The organism is Paucibacter sp. Y2R2-4, from assembly GCF_025717535.1.
GTDB lineage: Bacteria > Pseudomonadota > Gammaproteobacteria > Burkholderiales > Burkholderiaceae_C > Paucibacter_A.
Genome location: NZ_JAJIRO010000002.1, coordinates 124,040 through 144,419, shown reverse-complemented (window position 1 = coordinate 144,419; position 20,380 = coordinate 124,040). Strand labels below are relative to the sequence as shown.

Sequence of the window (20,380 nt, the reverse complement as noted above, 5' to 3'; positions counted from 1 at the left end):
TATGAAACGTCTTCGCACAATTTGAGAGTGAATAAAACTTGTGAGACACTCGCGCAAACGCATTTCGACGTGAACCTCTAAACCATGGGGTAGTGCTGCTCGCAAATCCTTGAGTGGCCTGCCTGATTCAACCCAGATGGAGACAAGCAAGATGTCCGCTCAGCCGCAGTCGTTTCTAGGCGCCGCCGCCAATGACACCGATTCATTGGAGACCAAAGAGTGGCTGGACGCGCTGTCCGCCGTCATCGGTGAAGAGGGCAGCGAACGTGCGCATTTCTTGCTCAACCAACTGATTGATCACGCGCGCCAGGCCGGCATCGACGTGCCCTTCTCGGCCACCACGCCTTATGTGAACACCATCCCGGCCGACCAAGAGGCGCGCTGCTCGGGCAACATCGAGATCGAAAAGCGGTTGCGCGCCTATATGCGCTGGAACGCCATGGCCATGGTGGTTCGCGCCAATCGCCTGAACCCCGCGGACGGTGGCGACCTGGGCGGCCATATCGGCTCCTTCGCCTCGCTGGCCTCGATGTTGGGCGCCGGCTTCAATCATTTCTGGCATGCCGAAAATGAAAACCACGGCGGCGACCTGCTTTACATCCAGGGCCACAGCGCCCCCGGCATCTACGCCCGCGCTTTCCTGGAAGGCCGACTGAGCGAAGAGCAACTCGACAGCTTCCGCCAGGAAGTCGATGGCAAGGGCTTGTCCAGCTATCCGCACCCCAAGCTGATGCCCGAGTTCTGGCAGTTCCCGACCGTCTCGATGGGCTTGGGCCCCTTGATGGCCATCTACCAGGCGCGCTTCCTGAAGTATCTGCATGCCCGCGGCATTGCCGACACCGCCAACCGCAAGGTCTGGGCCTTTATGGGCGACGGCGAGATGGACGAGCCGGAATCGCTGGGCGCCATCGGCCTGGCCGCTCGCGAAGGCCTGAACAATCTGGTCTTTGTCATCAACTGCAATCTGCAGCGCCTGGACGGCCCGGTGCGCGGTAACGGCAAGATCATCCAGGAGCTGGAAGGCGAGTTCCGCGGCAGCGGCTGGAAGGTCATCAAGCTGATCTGGGGCAAGGGCTGGGACGAGCTGCTGGCGCGCGACAAGAGCGGCAAGCTCAAGCAGCTGATGATGGAAACCGTCGACGGCGACTACCAGGCCATGAAGGCCAATGACGGCGCTTATGTGCGCAAGCATTTCTTCGGCAAGTACCCCGAGACCGCCAAGCTGGTCGAGCACATGAGCGACGAAGAGATCTTTGATCTGCGCCGCGGTGGCCACCAGCCCGAGAAGGTTTTTGCGGCCTTCCATGCGGCCCATAACAATGAATCCAATCAGCCCACCTTGCTGCTGGTCAAGACCGTCAAGGGCTATGGCATGGGCAAGGCCGGTGAGGGCAAGAACACCGTCCACCAGACCAAGAAGCTGACCGACGAAGACATCAAGTACATCCGCGACCGTTTCGGCATTCCCATCCCGGACAGCGAGTTGCCCAAGCTGCCTTACTACAAGCCGGCCGACGACACGCCCGAAATGCGCTATCTGCACGAGCGCCGCAAGGCCTTGGGCGGCTACCTGCCGCAGCGCCGCGTCAAGGCTGAAGAGAGCTTCACCGTGCCGGAGCTTTCGACCTTCAAGGCCGTGCTCGAGCCCACCGCCGAAGGCCGTGAAATCTCGACCACGCAAGCCTATGTGCGCTTCCTGACCCAGTTGCTGCGCGACAAGGATCTGGGCCCGCGCGTCGTGCCCATCCTGGTCGATGAGGCCCGTACCTTCGGTATGGAAGGCCTGTTCCGCCAGATCGGCATCTACAACCCCGCAGGTCAGAACTACACCCCGGTCGATAAAGACCAGGTGATGTACTACCGCGAGGCCAAGGACGGCCAGATCCTGCAAGAAGGCATCAACGAAGCCGGCGGCATGGCCAGCTGGATTGCTGCGGCAACGTCGTACTCGACGAACAACCGCGTGATGATCCCGTTCTACGTCTACTACTCGATGTTCGGCTTCCAGCGTATTGGTGACCTGGCCTGGGCGGCGGGCGATATGCAAGCGCGCGGCTTCTTGCTGGGCGGCACCTCGGGCCGCACCACACTGAACGGCGAAGGCCTGCAGCACGAAGACGGCCACAGCCACATCCTGGCCGGCACCATCCCGAACTGCATCAGCTATGACCCCAGCTTCGCGCATGAAGTGGCGGTGATCCTGCACAGCGGCCTGAAGCGCATGGTCGAGAACCAGGAGAACGTGTACTTCTACATCACGCTGCTGAACGAGAACTACGCCATGCCGGGCCTCAAGACCGGCACCGAAGAGCAGATCCTGAAGGGCATGTACCTGCTGGACGAAGCCGCTGGCGACAAAAAGCTGACGGTCAATCTGCTCGGCTCTGGCACCATCCTGCGCGAAAGCCAGGCCGCCAAGGCCTTGTTGGAAGCCGACTGGGGCGTGGGCGCTCATGTCTGGAGCTGCCCAAGCTTCAACGAACTGGCCCGCGAAGGTCAGGACGTGGAGCGTTGGAATCTCTTGCACCCCAGCGATGAGCAGCGCAACAGCTTCGTGGGCCAGCAACTGAGCCAGACCACTGGCCCGGTGATTGCCTCGACCGACTATATGAAGAACTACGCCGAACAGATCCGCGCCTTTGTGCCGGCCGGCCGTTCTTACAAGGTCTTGGGCACCGATGGTTTCGGCCGTTCGGACTTCCGAAGCAAGTTGCGCGAGCACTTCGAGATCAACCGCCACTACATCGTCGTGGCCGCTCTGAACTCGCTGGCCGATGAAGGCAAGCTGCCCAAGGCCACCGTGGCGGAAGCCATTGCCAAGTACGGCATCAAGGCCGATAAGATCAACCCGCTGTACGCCTAAGCGCGTCAAACTTTGGCGTTACGGAGCTAGAAACATGGCATTGGTAGAAGTCAAGGTTCCCGATATTGGGGACGTCAAGGATGTGGCCGTCATCGAATTGATGGTCAAGGTGGGTGACACGGTTGCGGTAGAGCAAAGTCTGATTACCGTTGAGAGCGACAAGGCCTCGATGGAGATCCCCAGCTCGGCGGCCGGCGTGGTCAAGGAAATCAAGATCGCCATCGGCGACAAGGTCAATGAAGGCAGCTTGATCTTGCTGGTGGAAGCCGCTGGTGAAGCGGCTGTTGCGGCCCCCGCAACTGCTCCTGCCGCAGCACCTGCAGCTGCACCCGTGGCTGCCGCTGCCCCCGCTGCGCCTGTAGCAGCTGCAGCGAGCGCCCTGGTCGAGGTCTTCGTGCCCGATATCGGCGACTTCGAGTCGGTGTCGGTCATCGAGGTCTTCGTCAAGGTGGGTGACAGCATCAAGGTCGAGCAAAGCCTGATCACGGTGGAGAGCGACAAGGCCTCGATGGAGATTCCGTCCTCACATGCCGGCGTCATCAAGGAATTGAAGGTCAAGCTGGGCGACAAGGTGGCCAAGGGCTCGCTGTTGGCCGTGGTGGAGTCCAAGTCGGCTGCTGCCGTGGCTGCACCGGCACCTGTGGCTGCCGCTGCGCCTGTTGTGGCTGCCAGCGCGCCAGTTGCCGCAGCAGCACACGTTGCAGCCGCATCGCCCGTCGCTGTCGTTCCTGCGCATGACCCGACCGTGCTGAAGACCAAGCTGCCGCACGCCTCGCCGAGCATCCGCAAGATGGCGCGTGAGTTGGGCGTGCCGCTGGAAGAAGTGAAGGGCAGTGGCCCGCATGGCCGTATCCAAGACATCGACCTGCAAGGTTTTGTGAAGTCGGTGATGGCCGGCGCCGTGCAGACGCTGGCGCAAAAGGCTGCCGCACCTGCCGCTGCCTCGACCAGTGGCGGCGCTTTGCCCGGCCTGCTGCCTTGGCCCAAGGTCGACTTCGAGAAGTTCGGCGCCATCGAGCGCAAGGACATGTCTCGCATCAAAAAGATCAGCGGCGCCAATCTGCACCGCAACTGGGTGGTCATCCCGCATGTGACCAACCACGACGATGCCGACATCACCGAGCTCGAAGCCTTCCGCGTTCAAACGAACAAGGAAAACGAGAAGAACCCGGCCGCCGTCAAGGTCACCATGCTGGCCTTCATGATCAAGGCCGCCGTGGCAGCCTTGAAGAAGTTCCCCGAGTTCAATGCCTCGTTGGAAGGCGAGGGCGACGCTCAGAAGTTGGTGCTGAAGAAGTACTACAACATCGGCTTCGCGGCAGACACGCCGAATGGCCTGGTCGTGCCAGTGATCAAGGACGCCGACAAAAAGGGCATCTTCGAGATCAGCGCCGAAATGGGCGAGCTGGCCAAGAAGGCCCGCGACGGCAAGCTGGGCCCCGCCGAGATGAGCGGTGGTTGCTTCACCATCTCCTCGCTGGGTGGCATCGGCGGCCGCTATTTCACCCCCATCATCAATGCGCCCGAAGTGGCCATCATGGGCGTGTGCAAGAGCCAGATCGAGCCCAAGTGGGACGGCAAGGCCTTCCAGCCGCGCCTGATGCTGCCGCTCTCCTTGAGCTGGGACCACCGCGTCATCGATGGTGCTGCAGCTGCGCGCTTCAACGTCTATTTCGCATCGCTGCTGGCGGACTTCCGCCGCATCGTGCTCTGATCGGGAGCTGAGTTATGGCACTAGTGAATGTTCTCGTTCCCGATATCGGTGACTTCAAAGATGTCGCCATCATCGAGTTGCTGGTCAAGGTGGGCGACACCGTGGCGGTGGACCAAAGCCTGATCACCGTGGAGTCCGACAAGGCCTCGATGGAGATCCCGTCCTCGCACGCCGGCGTGATCAAAGAGATCAAAGTCGCCTTGGGCGACAAGATCAACCAGGGCACGGTGCTGCTGGCGCTGGAGAGCGCGGATGGCGCTGCGACTGCAGCTGCTGCAGCGCCCGCTGCAGCGGCTCCGGCACAAGCCCCTGCGCCCGCTGCTGCAGCGCCCGTGGTGGCGCCCACCGCCGCCGCTGCCTACACCGGTAACGCCGATTTCAGCTGCGACCTGTTGGTGTTGGGTGCCGGCCCCGGCGGCTATTCGGCCGCCTTCCGCGCCGCCGATCTGGGCCTGAAGGTCATTCTGGTGGAGCGTTTTGCCACGCTGGGTGGCGTCTGCCTGAACGTCGGTTGCATCCCCTCCAAGGCCCTGCTGCATGTGGCGGCGGTGATGGACGAGGTCTCGCACCTGGGCGACCTGGGCGTTGAGTTCGGCGCGCCGACCCTCAACATCGACAAGCTGCGCGGCCACAAAGAAAAGGTCATCGGCAAGCTGACCGGTGGCTTGGCGCAGATGGCCAAGATGCGCAAGGTCACCACCGTGCGCGGCTATGGCCACTTCATCGACGCCAACCATGTCGAAGTGGAAGAAACCACCGGCGACGGTCAAGCCAAGACCGGAGTTAAGAAGACAGTGCACTTCAAGCAGGCCATCATCGCGGCCGGCTCGCAAGCCGTGCGTCTGCCATTCTTGCCCGATGACGAGCGCATCGTTGACTCCACCGGCGCCTTGGCGCTGAAGGACGTGCCGAAGAAGATGTTGATCGTGGGCGGCGGCATCATCGGCTTGGAAATGGGCACCGTTTACTCGACCCTGGGCGCCCGCCTGGATGTGGTGGAGATGATGGACGGTCTGATGCAAGGCGCTGACCGCGACCTGGTCAAGGTCTGGCAAAAGATGAACGCCAAGCGCTTCGACAACATCATGTTGAAGACCAAAACGGTCGGCGCTTCCGCCACACCCGAAGGCATCAAGGTGCAGTTCGAGGGCCTGGACGGGACCAAGAGCGAAGGCACTTACGACCTGGTCTTGCAAGCCGTGGGCCGCACGCCCAATGGCAAGAAGATTGCCGCCGACAAGGCCGGCGTGGCGGTGACCGACCGCGGCTTCATCAATGTGGACGTGCAGATGCGCACCAATGTGCCGCACATCTTCGCCATCGGCGATGTGGTCGGCCAGCCGATGTTGGCGCACAAGGCCGTGCACGAGGCCCATGTGGCGGCCGAAGTGGCGGCCGGCGCCATCCTGGGCGATGCGAAGTTAGCCAAGAGCCAGTTCGATGCCCGCGTGATCCCCAGCGTGGCCTACACCGACCCCGAAGTGGCGTGGGTCGGCCTCACCGAAGACCAGGCCAAGGCCCAAGGCATCAAGGTCAAGAAGGGCTTGTTCCCCTGGACGGCATCCGGCCGCGCCATCGCCAACGGCCGCGACGAAGGCTTCACCAAGCTGCTCTTTGACGACAGCGAAGAAGCCCACGGCCACGGCAAGATCCTGGGCGGCGGCATTGTCGGCACCCATGCCGGCGACATGATCGGCGAGATTGCCCTGGCGATCGAGATGGGCGCCAATGCGGTGGACATCGGCAAGACCATCCACCCGCACCCTACGCTGGGCGAAAGCATCGGCATGGCGGCGGAAGTGGCACATGGTTCTTGTACGGATTTGCCGCCGACCCGCAAATAAAGTCAGCCGCGCTGACGATACAAAGCCCCGCTGCTCTGCTGCCGGGGTTTTTTTATGCGCCGGCCCTTGGGCTCGACGCCACCCAAGGCCTTAGGGTTCGGGCACTGCCGCCGGGCCCGGTGGAGCCAAGGCGCGCCAGGTGTCGCGAAACACCGTTTGTTCAACGGAGGCGCTTAGTCCGGTCGGGCAGGCGATGCGTATGCTCAGGAATAGATGCTCGGGGTTGGAGAAGTCCCAGGACAGCTTGGTCTTGCCCGAGGGCAGGTCGATGAAGTTCTCGGCCGACAGCTTGCGAAAGTGGGCGATGGCCTCTTCCTGCCAGGCCGCAGTGGCCTGATCGGCGGCGGCCCAGGCGGCGGTTTCGATACGGTCCAGCTGATGCGCCAGGGCTTCGGGGATGGGCAGACGAATCGTGTGCAGCTCATAGCGACCACTGGGGGAGGCATTGAGCACCGACTGGGTCAGGAGCTGGCCATTGGGAAAGGCCGCCAGTCTGCCGGTGCGCTGCCCAGCCGCATCCAGCTCCACCAGGGTGGTGGCGAACATATCGATGTCCACCACTCGGCCTCGCATGTGATTGAACTCGATCACATCGCCGATCTTGTAGGGCTGCACCAGGCTGAGGTAGAGGTAGCCGTGCACACACATCAGCAATTCCTTGCTGACGATCAGCAAGGCGCCTGCCACGGCCGCGAGCGACAATGCGAAGCCGGCAATCGTCGAGGCCCAGATCGAGATGATGAGCAGCAGGGCCGCCAGCCAAATGAGGTTGCGCGCCCAGACCAGGTGAATGCGGCGCTTCTCGGCCGCCATGTCTTCGCTGGAGAGAAAGCGCGCCCAAAGTTGAGCGGCCAGCAAGGCCATGCCGATCAGGACGGCGGTCAGAATGACTTTTTCCCACTGCCCAGGGATCCAGGTGGCGAGGCGTTCAAGCAAGAGCATAAGCAGGTTTGGGTGAAATCAAGACGGGTGGCGGCGCAAGTGTCGCCCAGCCTCGTGACGAGCTGAGCAGTTGGCCCAGATCCTCAGGCAGGGCAGCCGGCTAGCAGGAGCCGGCTCATCCATAACGAGAAGTCTACAGACCCGGCGGCCCCTCAATGGGTGGGATTCAGATGGTCGCGCCCGTGCAGACCGTAGAGGCCATAGAAGCGCTCGCTGGGCACGCCGATCAAGCGGCGCTTGTCGGCTTCGACGCCGACAACCTTGTACTCCGGCTTGCCGGTGTCGTAGCTGATGAAGTTGGGCTTGAGGCGTCCCATGCCGTCGGCCAAGGCCATCACGATGGGGCTGTGTAGACTGGCGCCGCGGCGCACCACCACGGCCAGGTCGCCATTGGCCAGGCGCACCAACTCGCCTGGCGGATACATGCCGAACTCTTTGATCAGGCTGGCCACCATCGGGTTGCTGGGGCCTTGTTCATAGACCTGCCTGGCAGCGGTTTTGATCTCGAGTGCCGGGCGGTTGATGCGCGGACTGATCTTGGCCAGAAAGACATCGACCAGCCGCAGCAACTGGGCCATTTCCTCCACCTCGCTGAGGCCTTTGGGATAACCCTTGCCTCCGGCTTGCTCGTGATGCTGAGCCACGGCCATCAGCCATTCCTCGTCTTGAATGCCGGCTCGGCGCAAGCGGCGAACAGCTTCTTCGGGATGATCGCGCAGCTGCTCCCGTTGCGCCGCGCCCGGGCGCTGGCCGTTGACGGCAAAGGCACCCTGCAAGTCGATGATGCTGGCGTTCATGGTCAGTGCGGCTTTGACGGCCATGCGCTGACGAGCTTCGGTCCAGGCCAGGCGTCGCGCCACCATCCAGCACAGCGTCGCCACATGCAGAGAATGGCTGACGCCGTAAAGCCGCAGCTGCTGTTGCTCTTGTCGCACCGCTTGGTATAGCGCCAAGTCGCCGTCCTCTTGCGCAAGGGCGATCACTTCGCCGCTGACCTCTTCGCAGTTGCCGATGAAGTTGTCGCCCTCGGTGAGTTTTTTCAGCAAGGTGTCGACCGACCAAACCGCTTGGCTCCAGCGGGTGGTCAGTGGTGGCGCTTCGACAGGCGGAGTCTTGCCGGCCTCCAGGGCCAGCAGTTCCTCTTGGTCGGCAAACATGCCGCGCTCCAAGAGCGCATTGAGTTGAGACGCGCTGAGCACGACCTGACCCCGGGCCAGCAACAAACCCCCTTCGGAGTTGCGAACATGGAAGGGCAGGCGACCCCCAATCTGAATCTGCTCCGCGACCAATTTCAACAATTGCATGACATGCGACCGGTTGAATGCCTCATCGGATTGAGACGCCCTAAGGGCGTGCCTGCGGGCCGCTCAAACGCCGCCCGTGCCGACAAGGCTTTTGCAAGATGGATCGATTCACAGCGTTGCATTGGGCCGAGGTAAAGGCTGGCGCTGGGTGGCCAGATATTACCCGTGCAATCGCAGGCCCAACATTCAGGACTAGTCATGTTTGAGCCGCCATGATGGCTTTACGATGCTTGCCGCTGCTGGGTTTCGTGAGTCGCTGGATCTGGCTTCGGCATCGGCGAGACAGAGCAAGGTATGCCAGATAGCAGCAACAATTTGAGCGGTCTTTGCGTCCTGTAGCTTGTGCTTCGGCAGAGACCCTGAAAGGTGCACCGCACTCGCATCTCGGTCCAATAAAGTTCATGGCAAGGGGCAAGTTCGCATGGGCAATGAGTCGATCTATGTCAATGAGCACGGGGACTGTCGTCTGCACCGCAGCGGCTTTGCCTGGTTGGCGGTGTTGAGCTTGATGGCCTGGGCGCTGCAGCGGCGCTTGTACCGGCTGGCTGCGCTGGCTTTGGCCTATGGTTTTGCTTTGCCCCCTCTGTTGGCCGCTGTGCCTATCGACGCCTCCTTTTATCTGCCATTGTGGTTGCTTCAAAGCCTCTTGCTGGGTTTCATTTGCAACCCTTTGCATCAACGTTGGCTCTTGCGCGCAGGTTGGTGCTTGGACGCGCAGTCCGGGAACGCTCGGACCCAGGTGGCGAACTCGCTAGCTGTTACGGAAGGCGGCGCCCGATGAGCCGGTGGACAGCGTCGCGGGCCTGCTTGAAGCACAGCGTGCCTCCGAATGATCGGCTGGCTTCAGAGGGCGCGTTCTTGATGGTGGCCGTGCTTTTGCTGCTGTGTTTGGCAGTGTCGGCTTTGCTGGCACGCTTTTGGCTGCAGAAGCGTTACCGCACGCGGCTTGCAAGCTTGATGAACTTTGAGTCGGTGCGCGAGCGCCCTAAAGCCTGGTGGGATCGCTCGCCTTTCGTTCTGACCGATGCGCCAGGGTCTGACTCTGGCATTCCCCAAGCAGAAGCAGTTAGCGGCTCACCAGACAGCGCAGCGCTCAGGCGCGCCCAGTTGCGCATCACCCTGGCTACGCTGGCTGCGTGGCTGAGCTTTGGGCTGGGAGCCTGGCTGAGCGCGCGGCTGAGCATGGGCCAGCCGAGCGTACCTCTGCAAATGAGCGTGTTCGCTGGAACCTTGCTGGCGACGCTGGGCCTGGTGCTTGCCAATTTGCCGCCGACTGCGGCGCGCTGGAAGACGGCCTGCGTCGCCTTGGGTGCAGCGATAGGTTTGGTGATTGCGATGTGCCAGCCGACTTGGGAAGAATTCGCCTCAGCCTTGCTGTTCTTGGGCGCTTGGATGGCATTGCATCTGCTGGGCTCGCGCAGCCTGCTTCGGGCGCTTTGGCTGCTGCTGAGTTTGGGCTTATTGGGTGCGGTAGTGCCGGCGCTTCTGCTCGAGCCGCTGGGCGGTGATTGCTTGCAGCAGGCGGCGGCAAAGGGCGAGGCCTCGGTGGCCGGCGCGATGGCTACAGGCTTGGTCATGAGTTTGGTGGTGTTGGGGCTGTGCCTGGCGTTTCGCTGCATTTCCGGGCTGGCCAATGCACTCGCGCGCGGCTGGTTGGGAGAAGTCTCGGCGACCGTTTTGTTGGATCTGATCCTGGTGGCCGGGGTCTTGGTCGCCATCCTGCGTTCATCGATTGAAGAGTCGTCGGCAGGAAAGCTGCTCAGCGCGGGCGAGATCCTGGCAGATCTCTCGACGGGTCTGGGCTTGACTCTTCTGTGCCTTGGGCTGGCCGTGGCGGCCTATGCGCTGGTGTTGCGCATGGTGCCGGCGCTGCCTTATGCGGGCCGACATCTCTTGGTGCTGCGTGTCTTCTCAAAAGACGAAAAACAACATCGATTCCTGGATCTATTGCAGGCGCATTGGCGCTATCTCGGGCCGGTCTCGCAGATCGGGGGGCCGGATCTGGCCCCCCGAAACATCGGGATGTTCGTCAGTCTGATGTTTCTGTCCGGTCGCTTGTACGAATTGTTTTTGCCGCAGGCCGCCGAGGCTCAGCGATTGCGTAAACGACTGCAATTGAGCCCGGATGCAGAGGGGCGCTTCCGTGTCAACGAGGTGTTTTGTTTCAACACAGCCTGGCAGGGCACGGTCGAGCAATTGATGCAGTTGGCGGATGTGATTGTTTTGGACTTACGCGGCTTTTGTGCTCAGCGCAAGGGCACGGGCTTTGAGATCGAAGCCTTGCTGCGAGCCGGTCTGCTGCCTCGTGTTTGGGTGCTGCAGGACCGTCACACTTGTTGGGCTGATGTGCAGACGCTGCTGGACGAGGCGTCCAAGAGGGCTGGCGCGGACTCCCCCCTGCGTTTTTCGGAGCAGCAATGCTGGGACTGCGATGCGCGCGCTCGCCCCTATCAGCACAAAGCAGTCCAAGATTTGGTATCTCGCTTGTTGCGCACACAGGCTTGAGCGTGGGGCCGGGGTGTTGGCCTTTTTTTGAGTGACGCTTGTCGGGATTGAACCTTTGCTACGCTCTCGCCCTGAATGACCTTCGGCAGCCAGCGCGCGCTTCGTGCATGGCGCAGAACGAGGGCACCAGAGCCAGGGAGGCTTTGTTCACATGAAATCGATTCCGCAAACTGCCGAGTCCGAGTTCTTAGAGCTGCTGAGCAAGGCTGATGAGGGGCTGCCCGGCAATTTGGTCGGTGCCTTGGAGTGCTTGGACCAGGCAGAACGCTTGCTCGCAAATCAAGTTGATGCTTGCGCTGCCCTCAGGCTGCGGCTGCTTCGGGCCATTGCCGGTATCTATGGCACCGAGCCCTTGCAAGGGCTGGCTGAACTCTACCGGGTGCGTGCGGACTTGTTCGACGGCGTTGACCTGAAACTGCGCAGCCGGGCCGAGCGAGGTTTGGCCAATGCGCACGAAGTCTTGGGGACCTATGAAACGGCGCTGTTGCATGCACAAGCGGCGCGCGATTGGGCTGAACAGGCGGGCGACGAGTTGGAGCAGTTGCATGGATTGCGTTGCTCGGCCATTTTGTTGTCGCGCTTGGGTCGGCCCGAAGAAGGTTTGAAGATCTACCAACAGTTGGCGCAAGCCTATGAGCGCCTGGACCTGCCGCATGCGCGGGTGGCGGTACTGAACAATATCGGCATCAACCTCAAGAATTTGGGTCGCTTCGACGAGTCGGTGCACAGCTACGAGGCGGCGCTGGCTCTGATGCAGGCCATTGGCGACCTGGGGCGGCAGAGTTTCGTGCGCTTGAACCTGGCAGAAGCGCTTTGCAAGGCCGGCCGATGTGAGGAGGCCCTGGCATTGTTGGACGAATTGGCGGCCAGTGCGCAGCTGAACCTCGGCTCCTACACCCAGGCACAGATGCTCAGGGAGCGCGGCTTGGTCTTGTGGCGCTTGCAACGGCAAGACGAAGCGCTGCAGTGCTGGCGTGAGGGGGCCGAAATTACTCGTGGCGCGGGGCTGCGGGGGCTTCTGTCCGAGCTGCTCAAAGAGCTGGCGAATGGCCTGCAGACCCGGACCCAGTACCAAGAAGCCCTGACTTGCCATCAAGAGGCAGTGGCGCTGGACAAGGCCTTGTTTGACGAGCGCGGTCGCCAGCAACTCAACGCCTTGCAGGTGCAACTGGAGCTGCAGAGTGCGCGCCATGAGGCCGAAGTGCACCGGCTGCGCCATGTGGAGTTGTCGGGGGCGCACGAGGAATTGCGTCGCCTGAACACGGCCTTGGAGCAGGCCTTGGCGGAGAAGGACCAATTGTTGCAGCAGCTGGAAGCGCGCAGCCGCACCGACGCGTTAACCGGCTTGGCCAACCGCCGTCATTTGGACGAGCGTCTGCAAATGGAATGCGAGCGTTCGGCGCGTTATGGGCATGGCCTGGTCTTGGCGGTGCTGGATATTGATCATTTCAAGTCCATCAATGACCGCTGGGGCCATGTGCTGGGCGACGAGGTGCTGCGCCAGGTGGCGCAGCTCTTGAGCAGCAATTGCCGCTCCACCGATCTGGTGGCGCGTTATGGCGGTGAGGAATTTTGCCTGCTCTTTGTCGAAAGCGATTTGGCGTCGGCGCAGGCCGCTGTGCAACTGCTCTGTGCCGATGTGCGCGCGCATGGCTGGGCCAGCTTGGTGCCCGATTTGCGTGTGAGGCTCTCGGGCGGTTTGGCCCTGCTGCAGTCGGGCGAGGCGGCTGTGGCGCTCTTGCAGCGGGCCGACCAAGCGCTTTATCAGGCCAAGGCCGAGGGGCGCGACCGCGTGCTCTGCTCGCTCCCGGCTTAGGCCGGCGCTGGGTTTGACGTGATCAAGCCCGCGCAATTGGCCACGCCGTAGCGGTCCACCGGCAAGCGAAAACGCAGGCCCAGTGGCACAGCCTCCCAGCGCGTGCGGGGCAGGCGGCAAGTCCAGGTCTGCCCATCGGCATGAGCCAATTCCAGTTCATAAAACTCGTAGCGTTCGCCTAGGCGCTCAATGCCCAAGGGCGTTGGGCCGTTTGTGATTCCGCCCAGGGGTTCTACCCGCAGCGGCGGTTGCGGCCATTGCGGCACTTGTGGTGCTGTACCTGTGCTTTGGGCTCGCCAAGATGTGCGCCAGCCGGGCGCGCGGTATTTGCAGTGCTCAGCGGCGGGTTGCTCCGGGTGTTGGGGGTCGGGCATCAGGCGGCGTGAGAGCTCGGTGGCGTCGGCGGGCATCTCTGCGCACCAGCTGGAGCCCAACTCTTCCAGCCTGCGCTCCACATCGATCTCTAGGCGCCAAGTCTTGCGCTCCACACTGACCAATTTGCCGCTAGGCCCGAACAGACGCAGTCCGGCTTGAAGCAGGGCCAAGAGCATCAGCAAGGCCAGCGCGATTTGCAGGGGCGGGCGCTGAAACAAAAGTCGGGGCTTGAACGGGAGCGCGAGCGGCATGGCGCGCATTGTCGCGGCTCGGCCTGGGCTTCTGACTGTCACCAGCGCTTCAAATTGGGTCACTAGACTGAAATGCATTCGTCGCAGTTCCGCCTTGTTTCTTGGTTCTTTCTGTGGGCCGCGGCGTTTCTTCCCTTGTCAAAGTCAACACATGGCCGCCAACGCTCAAGGTTTCTTCGTCAGACTAGCTTGGATGCGCCCTTTGGTGCTGGGGGGATTGCTCGCGCTCTTGAGCGCCTGCTCGCCGCGCATGCTCTTGCTGAACGGTGTAGCGGATGGTTTGTCCAGCCAGGGACAGGATGCTCAAGAAGACGATCTGCAACTGGCCCGCGAGGCGAGTGCTTATCACCTGAAACTGTCGGAAGCGGTGCTGCGCCAGACCCCGTGCCATGTGGCTCTGGCCGAATCGGTGGCGGCCGGCTTCACCCAATATGCCTACGCCTTTGTGGCCCAGTCGGCGGACGAACTGGCCACGCGCGACGCCCGTGCGGCGCAGCGGCAGCGCGAGCGGGCGGCGCGCTTGTACTGGCGTGCGCAGCAGCATGCGATGCGTGCCTTGGAGTTGCGCCATCCCGGCTTTGCTGTGGCCTTGGCGGCTCAGGCGAGTTCGAGCGGCTCAACAGCTCCGACGGCAACCGTCTTGAATCTGACCGAGGACGAGGTGGGTCTGGCCTATTGGGCGGCGGCGTCCTGGGGGGCCCATATTTCTTTGTCCAAAGATCGGCCCGATCAGGTGGCGGACCTGCCGCAGGTCGTCGCTCTGGCGAAGATGGCCTGGCAGCGCCAACCGGACTTTGCCGAGGGCGGGCTCAGCTCGCTGCGCGGCACGCTGGAAGCGGCGCGGCCTGGCGGCTCTAGTGCGGAAGCCTCGGCCTTGTTCGAACAGGCTGCCAAGGTGGGTGGGCTGCGCAATGCAGGCATCTGGGTGGCGCGCGCTGAGGCTTTGGCCCTGCCGGCCGGCGACCGTGCTCAGTTCGAGTCTTTGCTCAAACAAGCGCTGGCGGTGGCTCAAAGCCGGCCCGATCTGGCCAATCAAGTGATGCAGGTCCGCGCCCAATGGCTGCTCGACAGTGCCGACGATTTGTTTTGATCCGTTTTCTACAGCGCGCATCGCCCTCCGCATTGAACTCAGGGCATATCGCGCCGCGTCTTCTTTCCTCCCATCCAAGATCGGCCGCTTCGGGCGGCCCTCATGCCATGAAAACCATTTGCCGCAAGCTACTTCTTCCCGCTTTGCTGACTTGGGCAGCGCTTGCGCCAACGGCCGCCTGTTCGCAAGTCGTGCAAGCCGTGCAGCTGCGCTTGGGCACCGTGGTGCCGAAGAACTCGCTCTACCACCAGCAGCTCTTGGAACTGGGTGAAAGCTGGCGGGCGGCTCAGCCGGGTGGGCGTTTTGTCGTCTTCACCGATGGCAGCCAGGGCGGCGAAGCCGAGATTGCGCGGCGCATGCGTATTGGTCAGTTGCAGGGTGCGCTGATGTCGGTGGTGGGCCTGCGTGAGATTGAGCCCAGCATCGCGGCGCTGCAAAACCTGCCGCTGCTGTTCAAGAACTGGGAGGAAGTGGACTATGTGCGCGAGAAGATGCGCCCGGCCATGGAGAAGCGCTTTCTGGACCGCGGCTTTGTCGTCGTCGGCTGGGGCGATGCCGGTTGGGTGCGCTTTTTCTCCAAGGAGCCGGCCTTCGCGCCCGATGACTTCAAACGCATGAAGTTCTTTGCCTGGGGCTCTGAGCCCGAGCAGCAAGCCATCATGAAAAGCTTGGGCTACACCCCGGTGCCGCTGGAGACGGCCGACATCTTGCCCTCGATGCAGACCGGCATGATCAATGTGGTGCCCTCCACACCGTACTTTGCCTTGGCCAGCCAGGTTTACGGCACGGCCTCGAACATGCTGGAGATCAACTGGGCGCCCATCGTCGGCGCCTTGGTCGTGACCAAGAAGGCCTGGGACGAGATGAGCCCGGCGGCGCAGACCGCGCTGCGCAGCGCCGGCGAGAAAGCTGGCCTGCAGATGCGCAACAAGGCCCGCCAGGAAGTTGATGAGGCGGTGGATGCGATGAAGAAGCGCGGCCTCACGGTCAACAAGCCGAACGCCGCCCAAATGCAGCAATGGAACGAGTTGGCCGAGAAGCTCTACCCACGCATCCGGGGCAGCATGGTGCCGACCGAGACCTTTGATGAGGTCTTTGTGCATCTGAAGGCCTACCGCGCAGGCAAGGGACGTTGAGCTTGGGCGCGCAGAACTGGCGGGTTTGGCTGCGCTTTGACGAGGGCCTGTCGGCCCTGGCCCTGGCCTTGATGATGTTGATCCCCATGGTGGAAATCGCCATGCGGCCGCTCTTGGGCCAAGGGGTGGATAACGCCTCGGTGCTGGTGCAGCACTTAGGGCTGGTGATGGCCATGTTCGGTGCCTTGGCGGCCGAGCGCCATGGTCACTTGACCAGCTTGGGGGCCAGCGGCGCAGGGCAGCTGGACGCGTCGCAAACTACTACGCCCAAGCAGCGCTGGATGCTGGCGCTCTCCAAAGGCGGCTCCGCCTTGATTTGCGGTGCGCTGGCCCAGGCCAGCTGGCATTTTGTGCGCAGTGAAATGCAGGCTTCTCAGCCGCTGGCTTATGGGCTGCCGGTGTGGTGGGTGCAGGCCTGCATGCCGCTGGGCTTTGTCTTGCTGGGGGCGAGGTTGGCTTCGCGCTGCGCCCAAGCTTGGACTTGGCGGCTGCTTTTGGCCATGCTGCTGCCGGCATTGGGCTGGGCGGCGGCGGCGGCCTTCGATGGGCGCCCCGTGGCCTTGATGTGGCCGCTGGCCTTGGCGCTGCTGGCCTTGCTGTTTGGCGGCGCGCCTATTTTTGCGGTGCTGGGTGGTTTGGCCTTGCTGCTGTTCTGGCAGGACGGATTGCCGCTGGCTTCGGTGCCGCTTTCGCATTACCAAATCACCGTCAACCCTTCGCTGCCGGCCTTGCCCTTGTTCACCTTGGCCGGGCTGATTTTTGCGCGCACCGGTGCCGCGCAGCGCTTGGGCGATTTGTTCTTGGCCCTGTTCGGCGCCAGTGTGCATGGCACGGTGTTGGCGGCGGCTGTGTTGTGTTCGGCTTTCACCGCGTTTACCGGCGGCAGCGGGGTGACGATTCTGGCCTTGGGCGGCTTGCTCTTGCCCTTGCTGCGCAATGCCGGCTACCCGGAGCAGCGCGGCATCGGCCTGGTCACCAGTGCCAGCGCCTTGGGCGTTTTGTTGGCGCCCTCGGTGCCCTTGATCATGTATGCGGTGATTGCGCGTGTGCCAATCAAAGACATGTTTCTGGCCGGTCTGATCCCGGCGCTGGTGATGGTGGCGAGCCTTTTGTTCGTGGGCGGCTTTTGGCGCACCAAGGGCAGTGTCCCCTCGGCCAGCGTTCGGGCTTCGTTCCATTGGGGCCACTTGGGGCTATGTGCCTGGCGTGCCAAATGGGAAGTTGCCGCACCGGTCGTGGCCATTGGCGCCCTGGTCAGTGGCTTGGCCACACCCACCGAGAGCGCGGCACTCACCGCCGCCTACGCGCTGGCCACGCAGGCGCTGGCTCACCGCGAGCTGACTTGGCGCTCCTTGGGGCGCTGCTTGAGCGGATGCGCGCAGATCATCGGCGGCGTGATGTTGATTCTGGGCATGGCCCTGGCTTTGACGAACTTTTTGGTCGACGCCGGCATTCCGGATGCAGCGGTAGAAGCGGCGCAGCAGTGGATCCCCAATCGCTATGCCTTTTTGCTGGCTTTGTGCCTGTTCTTGTTTGTGGCCGCGGCTTTGATGGAGATCTATGCCGCCTTGGTGGTGCTGGTGCCTTTGCTGCTGCCGGTCGCCTTGAGCTACGGCATTGAGCCGCTGCATTTCGGCATTATTTTTCTGGCCGCGATGGAGGTGGGCTTTTTGTGCCCGCCGGCGGGCATGAACATCTACTTCGCCTCGGCCATGTTCAGTAAATCGCTGCGCTACGTGGCCGCCTCGGTGCTGCCGGCTTTGTTGGCGATCTTCTTGGGCACTTTGTTGATTGCCTGCGTCCCGTGGTTGTCGACGGGCTTGCCGGCGCTGCTGAGGCACTGAGAGGTATCGGAGGGCACTGCAGCCCGCGCCGCCGCCGGGCTCATGGCTCGGGGGCCGGCACTGCGTGCCGACTTCCCTGCGCTGCTCGCAGCTTGAGACCGGCGCAGAACTCACTGCACTCACTGCGCTCGTTACGTTCAAACATGCTGCGCCAAGTCAGAAATTGAAGCGCGCTGCGCTGCTCGGCCCCTCACAAATCGCCCGGCAACGGGCCGGGCTACCGGAGCGAATAGGGTCGCATTCAAACCCTCAAATAAAAAGGCCCGCAGAGGCGGGCCTTTTACGACTTGGCGCTAAGCCGCTTCAGGCTTGCGGCACTGCCTGGCGCTTGCGAACGACCAAGAAGCCCAGACCCAGGGCCAGCATCAGCCAGGTGCTCGGTTCTGGCACCGGGCTGACATTGCGCAGACCCACGGTGTTGATCAGGGTCTGGAACTCGGTGTAGGCGAAGGCGCGGTCCTTGGTGCGCTCGATATTGGGCATGCTGGTCGGCGCGGCACCGGTGGCCATGATGGAGAAGCTCGATTCACCGGGGTTGGCCAGGGCCGCATTGGGGTGCGGCAGGTTCAAGGTATGGCCGATTTCATGGGCGACTGTGCCGGCCAAAAGGTTCAAGCGCTGGGTGTCGTTGGTCGCCAAGCTCAGGAGGCTGGAAATCGAGTCCGTCAGAATGGATCCGACGATGCTGCCGTTGGCAACGCTGGAAGTGCCGCCGCTGCCGCGCACGCAGCCCAGGCAAGCCTGGCCCAGAAAGCCCTGGTTGGGGTTGGCGTCGCCAATCGCCACGTAGTACCACTCGCTGTCGCCATTGCCGGGGCCGGTCAAACCGCTGCTGAACGTGAAATTGATATTCAGCTCTTTGCCATTGGGCAATGGGCTCAGGGCATTGGCACCAAAGCTGGGGTAGCCCAGATAGTCTTTGTTCACCGCCGTCAAGGTGGCTTCACGCAGATTGGCCAGGTTCGCCGCGCTGAAACCCCAGCTTGCAAAAGTCTCAGGCAGGGTGCCGACGCCAAAAAGATCGGTGGTCGCAGCGGGTACAAAGTCCAGCACGATGGTCAGGGCCTGTGCGGAGGGGGCGCTGCCTAAGCTGAGGGCCAGGCTGGTGGCGGCCAAGGCGGCTTGGCCGCTGACTTTCCAGCGCGCAGACAAGCGCGAGGAGATCGATGTTTTTGCTTCATTCATGAGGGCTGCTCTCCAATTCAAAGCCACAGATTGCAAGCAGGCTGTTTGCTTGATGCTTGCCCCTTTGCGCAGAAGGCTGTTTTTGACAGCGCCGGCCGGCTCAGGGTGCTGGGCGCAAGTTTCGCCGCTTCAAATGAGAAATATGTCACAAATTTGTAGCGAAATACCCAGCCCCGATTCCGGGGGCGGGATGCTGGACTCAGGGTTTTCGCGGGGGTGCGACGATGGGCGCGCGAGACGAGGCGCTTCGCTAGACTGCGCAGGCCGCTCCCATCTTTATCTCCATCGCCTGAGGCCTCCATGACCGTCTTGAACACCCAGCGTTTGCGACTCGAACCCTGCACCGATGTGCATTTCGAGGGCTTGTATGCGCTCAATAGCGACCCAGAGGTGATGCGTTACATCACCGGCAAGCCCGATACACCCGAAGACACAAAGTCCATGATTGACCGGGTCAAAGCGCGCTGGGCAGACACCGGTTACTCTTGGTGGAGTTTCATAGACAAAGAGAACGGCCAAATCATCGGCGCGGGCTGCATCCAGCATCTGGGTCGGGATGCGGCCAATCCTTTGGAGATCGGCTGGCGCCTGCGCAAAGACCGTTGGCACCAGGGCTTTGCGTCCGAGGCCGCCCAGTGCATGGCCAGTTTTGCCTTCGAGACCCTGAAGACCAAGCTCTTGGTGGCGGTCTGCGACCCGGCCAATACCGGCTCCTCACGCGTGATGGAACGTCTGGGCATGAGCTACCGGGGCCGCGAGCGCTGGTACGACATGGACACGGCGGTTTATCAAATGAATGATCGCGATTGGTTGGCCCGGCAGGTCTAAGGTCTAAGGTCTAAAGATTGAGGCCTAAGGCGCCAAGCACGGGCCATTTTTTCAAATCCTCAACAGCAACACTCAAGGAAAGCCACATCATCATGACTCGCCAAACCGAATACCCCGTCAATCCGCAGTTCACCGAGCGCTGGAGCCCGCGTGCACTCAGCGGCGAAGCCTTGCCGCTGGACACCTTGATGAGCTTCTTCGAGGCCGCGCGCTGGGCGCCGTCTTCCTCCAATGTGCAGCCTTGGCGCTTTGTCTACGGCTTGGCGGGCACGCCGGGCTTTGACGCCATCTTCGGCAGCCTGGTGCAGTTCAACAAAGACTGGGCGCAAAAGGCGTCAGCCCTGGTGGCCGTGATCTCGGCCAAGAACTGGCCAGCGCGAGAGGGTTTTGAGACCAAGCCATTTGGCTCGCACAGTTTTGACACCGGCTCTGCCTGGATGAGCTTGGCCCTGCAAGCGCATCACGCCGGTTGGGTGGCCCATGCCATGGGTGGCTTTGATGCTGCGGTTTTGGCGCAGGCCTTGGGGGTGCCGGCGGACTATGCCATCGAGGCCGTGGTCGCCCTGGGCAAGCAAACCGACAAGTCCGTGTTGCCGCAAGCCTTGCAAGAGCGCGAGGCGCCCAGCCCGCGCAAGCCCATGGCTGAAATCGTGGCCGAAGGCAAGTTCAGCTTCTGAGTCGGC

General features: G+C 62.4%; 15 protein-coding genes. 11 read left to right on the top strand and 4 right to left on the bottom strand.

What is annotated here, in order from left to right; all coding sequences use genetic code 11:
- Positions 1-151: 151 nt before the first annotated feature.
- From aceE to lpdA, 3 genes are read left to right on the top strand one after another with little or no spacing between them, the layout of a single operon-like run.
- The gene (gene aceE / locus LNV06_RS07550; protein ID WP_263537649.1) at positions 152-2,863 is read left to right on the top strand and encodes a pyruvate dehydrogenase (acetyl-transferring), homodimeric type; all 2,712 of its coding nucleotides are present in this window, start codon (positions 152-154) and stop codon (positions 2,861-2,863) included.
- A 34-nt stretch (positions 2,864-2,897) separates the two neighbouring features.
- On the top strand, positions 2,898-4,577 hold the full coding sequence (aceF, locus tag LNV06_RS07545) for a dihydrolipoyllysine-residue acetyltransferase (protein ID WP_263537648.1): 1,680 nt from the start codon (positions 2,898-2,900) through the stop codon (positions 4,575-4,577).
- Between the two features lie 14 nt (positions 4,578-4,591).
- The gene (gene lpdA, locus LNV06_RS07540; RefSeq protein ID WP_263537647.1) at positions 4,592-6,421 is read left to right on the top strand and encodes a dihydrolipoyl dehydrogenase; all 1,830 of its coding nucleotides are present in this window, start codon (positions 4,592-4,594) and stop codon (positions 6,419-6,421) included.
- Between the two features lie 90 nt (positions 6,422-6,511).
- Here lpdA and LNV06_RS07535 read toward each other — a convergent pair whose 3' ends face one another.
- Both LNV06_RS07535 and LNV06_RS07530 read right to left on the bottom strand, forming a co-directional pair.
- On the bottom strand, positions 6,512-7,357 hold the full coding sequence (locus LNV06_RS07535; protein ID WP_263537646.1) for a mechanosensitive ion channel family protein: 846 nt from the start codon (positions 7,355-7,357) through the stop codon (positions 6,512-6,514).
- A 158-nt stretch (positions 7,358-7,515) separates the two neighbouring features.
- Positions 7,516-8,667, bottom strand: a complete 1,152-nt coding sequence (locus tag LNV06_RS07530) for an HD-GYP domain-containing protein (RefSeq protein ID WP_263537645.1) — start codon at positions 8,665-8,667, stop codon at positions 7,516-7,518.
- A gap of 421 nt (positions 8,668-9,088) precedes the next feature.
- Between LNV06_RS07530 and LNV06_RS07525 the strand changes: the two genes are divergently transcribed.
- The 3 genes from LNV06_RS07525 (at position 9,089) to LNV06_RS07515 (ending at position 12,988) form a co-directional block, all read left to right on the top strand.
- Positions 9,089-9,448 (top strand): hypothetical protein, encoded by a 360-nt coding sequence (locus LNV06_RS07525; protein WP_263537644.1) that lies wholly within the window; start codon positions 9,089-9,091, stop codon positions 9,446-9,448.
- Positions 9,445-11,172 carry a hypothetical protein gene (locus tag LNV06_RS07520; RefSeq protein ID WP_263537643.1) on the top strand — a complete coding sequence of 576 codons (1,728 nt, stop codon included), beginning with the start codon at positions 9,445-9,447 and terminating at the stop codon, positions 11,170-11,172. The genes LNV06_RS07525 and LNV06_RS07520 overlap by 4 nt, the downstream gene beginning before the upstream one ends.
- A 151-nt stretch (positions 11,173-11,323) precedes the next feature.
- On the top strand, positions 11,324-12,988 hold the full coding sequence (locus tag LNV06_RS07515) for a GGDEF domain-containing protein (RefSeq protein WP_263537642.1): 1,665 nt from the start codon (positions 11,324-11,326) through the stop codon (positions 12,986-12,988).
- Here LNV06_RS07515 and LNV06_RS07510 read toward each other — a convergent pair.
- Positions 12,985-13,614: a hypothetical protein gene (locus LNV06_RS07510; RefSeq protein ID WP_263537641.1), complete on the bottom strand. Its 630-nt coding sequence runs from the start codon at positions 13,612-13,614 to the stop codon at positions 12,985-12,987. The two genes, LNV06_RS07515 and LNV06_RS07510, sit on opposite strands and share 4 nt — an antisense overlap.
- A 151-nt stretch (positions 13,615-13,765) precedes the next feature.
- Between LNV06_RS07510 and LNV06_RS07505 the strand changes: the two genes are divergently transcribed.
- The 3 genes from LNV06_RS07505 to LNV06_RS07495 all read left to right on the top strand — a co-directional run bounded on the left by LNV06_RS07505 (position 13,766) and on the right by LNV06_RS07495 (position 17,684).
- On the top strand, positions 13,766-14,704 hold the full coding sequence (locus tag LNV06_RS07505) for a TRAP transporter TatT component family protein (RefSeq protein ID WP_263537640.1): 939 nt from the start codon (positions 13,766-13,768) through the stop codon (positions 14,702-14,704).
- Positions 14,705-14,811: 107 nt separating this feature from the next.
- Positions 14,812-15,840 carry a TRAP transporter substrate-binding protein gene (locus tag LNV06_RS07500; RefSeq protein WP_263537639.1) on the top strand — a complete coding sequence of 343 codons (1,029 nt, stop codon included), beginning with the start codon at positions 14,812-14,814 and terminating at the stop codon, positions 15,838-15,840.
- Positions 15,841-15,842: 2 nt separating this feature from the next.
- A complete protein-coding gene (locus LNV06_RS07495) occupies positions 15,843-17,684 on the top strand; it encodes a TRAP transporter large permease subunit (protein ID WP_263537638.1) in 1,842 nt (613 codons plus the stop codon).
- Between the two features lie 303 nt (positions 17,685-17,987).
- Here the strand turns inward: LNV06_RS07495 and LNV06_RS07490 are convergent, their stop codons facing one another.
- On the bottom strand, positions 17,988-18,869 hold the full coding sequence (locus tag LNV06_RS07490; RefSeq protein ID WP_263537637.1) for a PEP-CTERM sorting domain-containing protein: 882 nt from the start codon (positions 18,867-18,869) through the stop codon (positions 17,988-17,990).
- A gap of 300 nt (positions 18,870-19,169) precedes the next feature.
- On the opposite strand from LNV06_RS07490, the gene LNV06_RS07485 reads away from it, so the two are divergent.
- Positions 19,170-19,697 carry a GNAT family N-acetyltransferase gene (locus tag LNV06_RS07485; RefSeq protein WP_263537636.1) on the top strand — a complete coding sequence of 176 codons (528 nt, stop codon included), beginning with the start codon at positions 19,170-19,172 and terminating at the stop codon, positions 19,695-19,697.
- A 92-nt stretch (positions 19,698-19,789) separates the two neighbouring features.
- Positions 19,790-20,374, top strand: coding sequence for a nitroreductase family protein (locus LNV06_RS07480; RefSeq protein WP_263537635.1), 585 nt, complete (start codon positions 19,790-19,792; stop codon positions 20,372-20,374).
- The last annotated feature ends 6 nt before the right edge of the window (positions 20,375-20,380 follow it).

Excerpts from the sequence above, each read along its gene's own strand:
- LNV06_RS07515 (WP_263537642.1), top strand. The coding sequence starts at position 11,324 with ATGAAATCGATTCCGCAAACTGCCGAGTCCGAGTTCTTAGAGCTGCTG.
- LNV06_RS07510 (WP_263537641.1), bottom strand. The coding sequence starts at position 13,614 with ATGCCGCTCGCGCTCCCGTTCAAGCCCCGACTTTTGTTTCAGCGCCCG.
- aceE (WP_263537649.1), top strand. The coding sequence starts at position 152 with ATGTCCGCTCAGCCGCAGTCGTTTCTAGGCGCCGCCGCCAATGACACC.
- LNV06_RS07480 (WP_263537635.1), top strand. The coding sequence starts at position 19,790 with ATGACTCGCCAAACCGAATACCCCGTCAATCCGCAGTTCACCGAGCGC.
- LNV06_RS07500 (WP_263537639.1), top strand. The coding sequence starts at position 14,812 with ATGAAAACCATTTGCCGCAAGCTACTTCTTCCCGCTTTGCTGACTTGG.
- lpdA (WP_263537647.1), top strand. The coding sequence starts at position 4,592 with ATGGCACTAGTGAATGTTCTCGTTCCCGATATCGGTGACTTCAAAGAT.
- LNV06_RS07525 (WP_263537644.1), top strand. The coding sequence starts at position 9,089 with ATGGGCAATGAGTCGATCTATGTCAATGAGCACGGGGACTGTCGTCTG.
- aceF (WP_263537648.1), top strand. The coding sequence starts at position 2,898 with ATGGCATTGGTAGAAGTCAAGGTTCCCGATATTGGGGACGTCAAGGAT.
- LNV06_RS07490 (WP_263537637.1), bottom strand. The coding sequence starts at position 18,869 with ATGAATGAAGCAAAAACATCGATCTCCTCGCGCTTGTCTGCGCGCTGG.
- LNV06_RS07530 (WP_263537645.1), bottom strand. The coding sequence starts at position 8,667 with ATGCAATTGTTGAAATTGGTCGCGGAGCAGATTCAGATTGGGGGTCGC.
- LNV06_RS07520 (WP_263537643.1), top strand. The coding sequence starts at position 9,445 with ATGAGCCGGTGGACAGCGTCGCGGGCCTGCTTGAAGCACAGCGTGCCT.
- LNV06_RS07485 (WP_263537636.1), top strand. The coding sequence starts at position 19,170 with ATGACCGTCTTGAACACCCAGCGTTTGCGACTCGAACCCTGCACCGAT.
- LNV06_RS07505 (WP_263537640.1), top strand. The coding sequence starts at position 13,766 with ATGGCCGCCAACGCTCAAGGTTTCTTCGTCAGACTAGCTTGGATGCGC.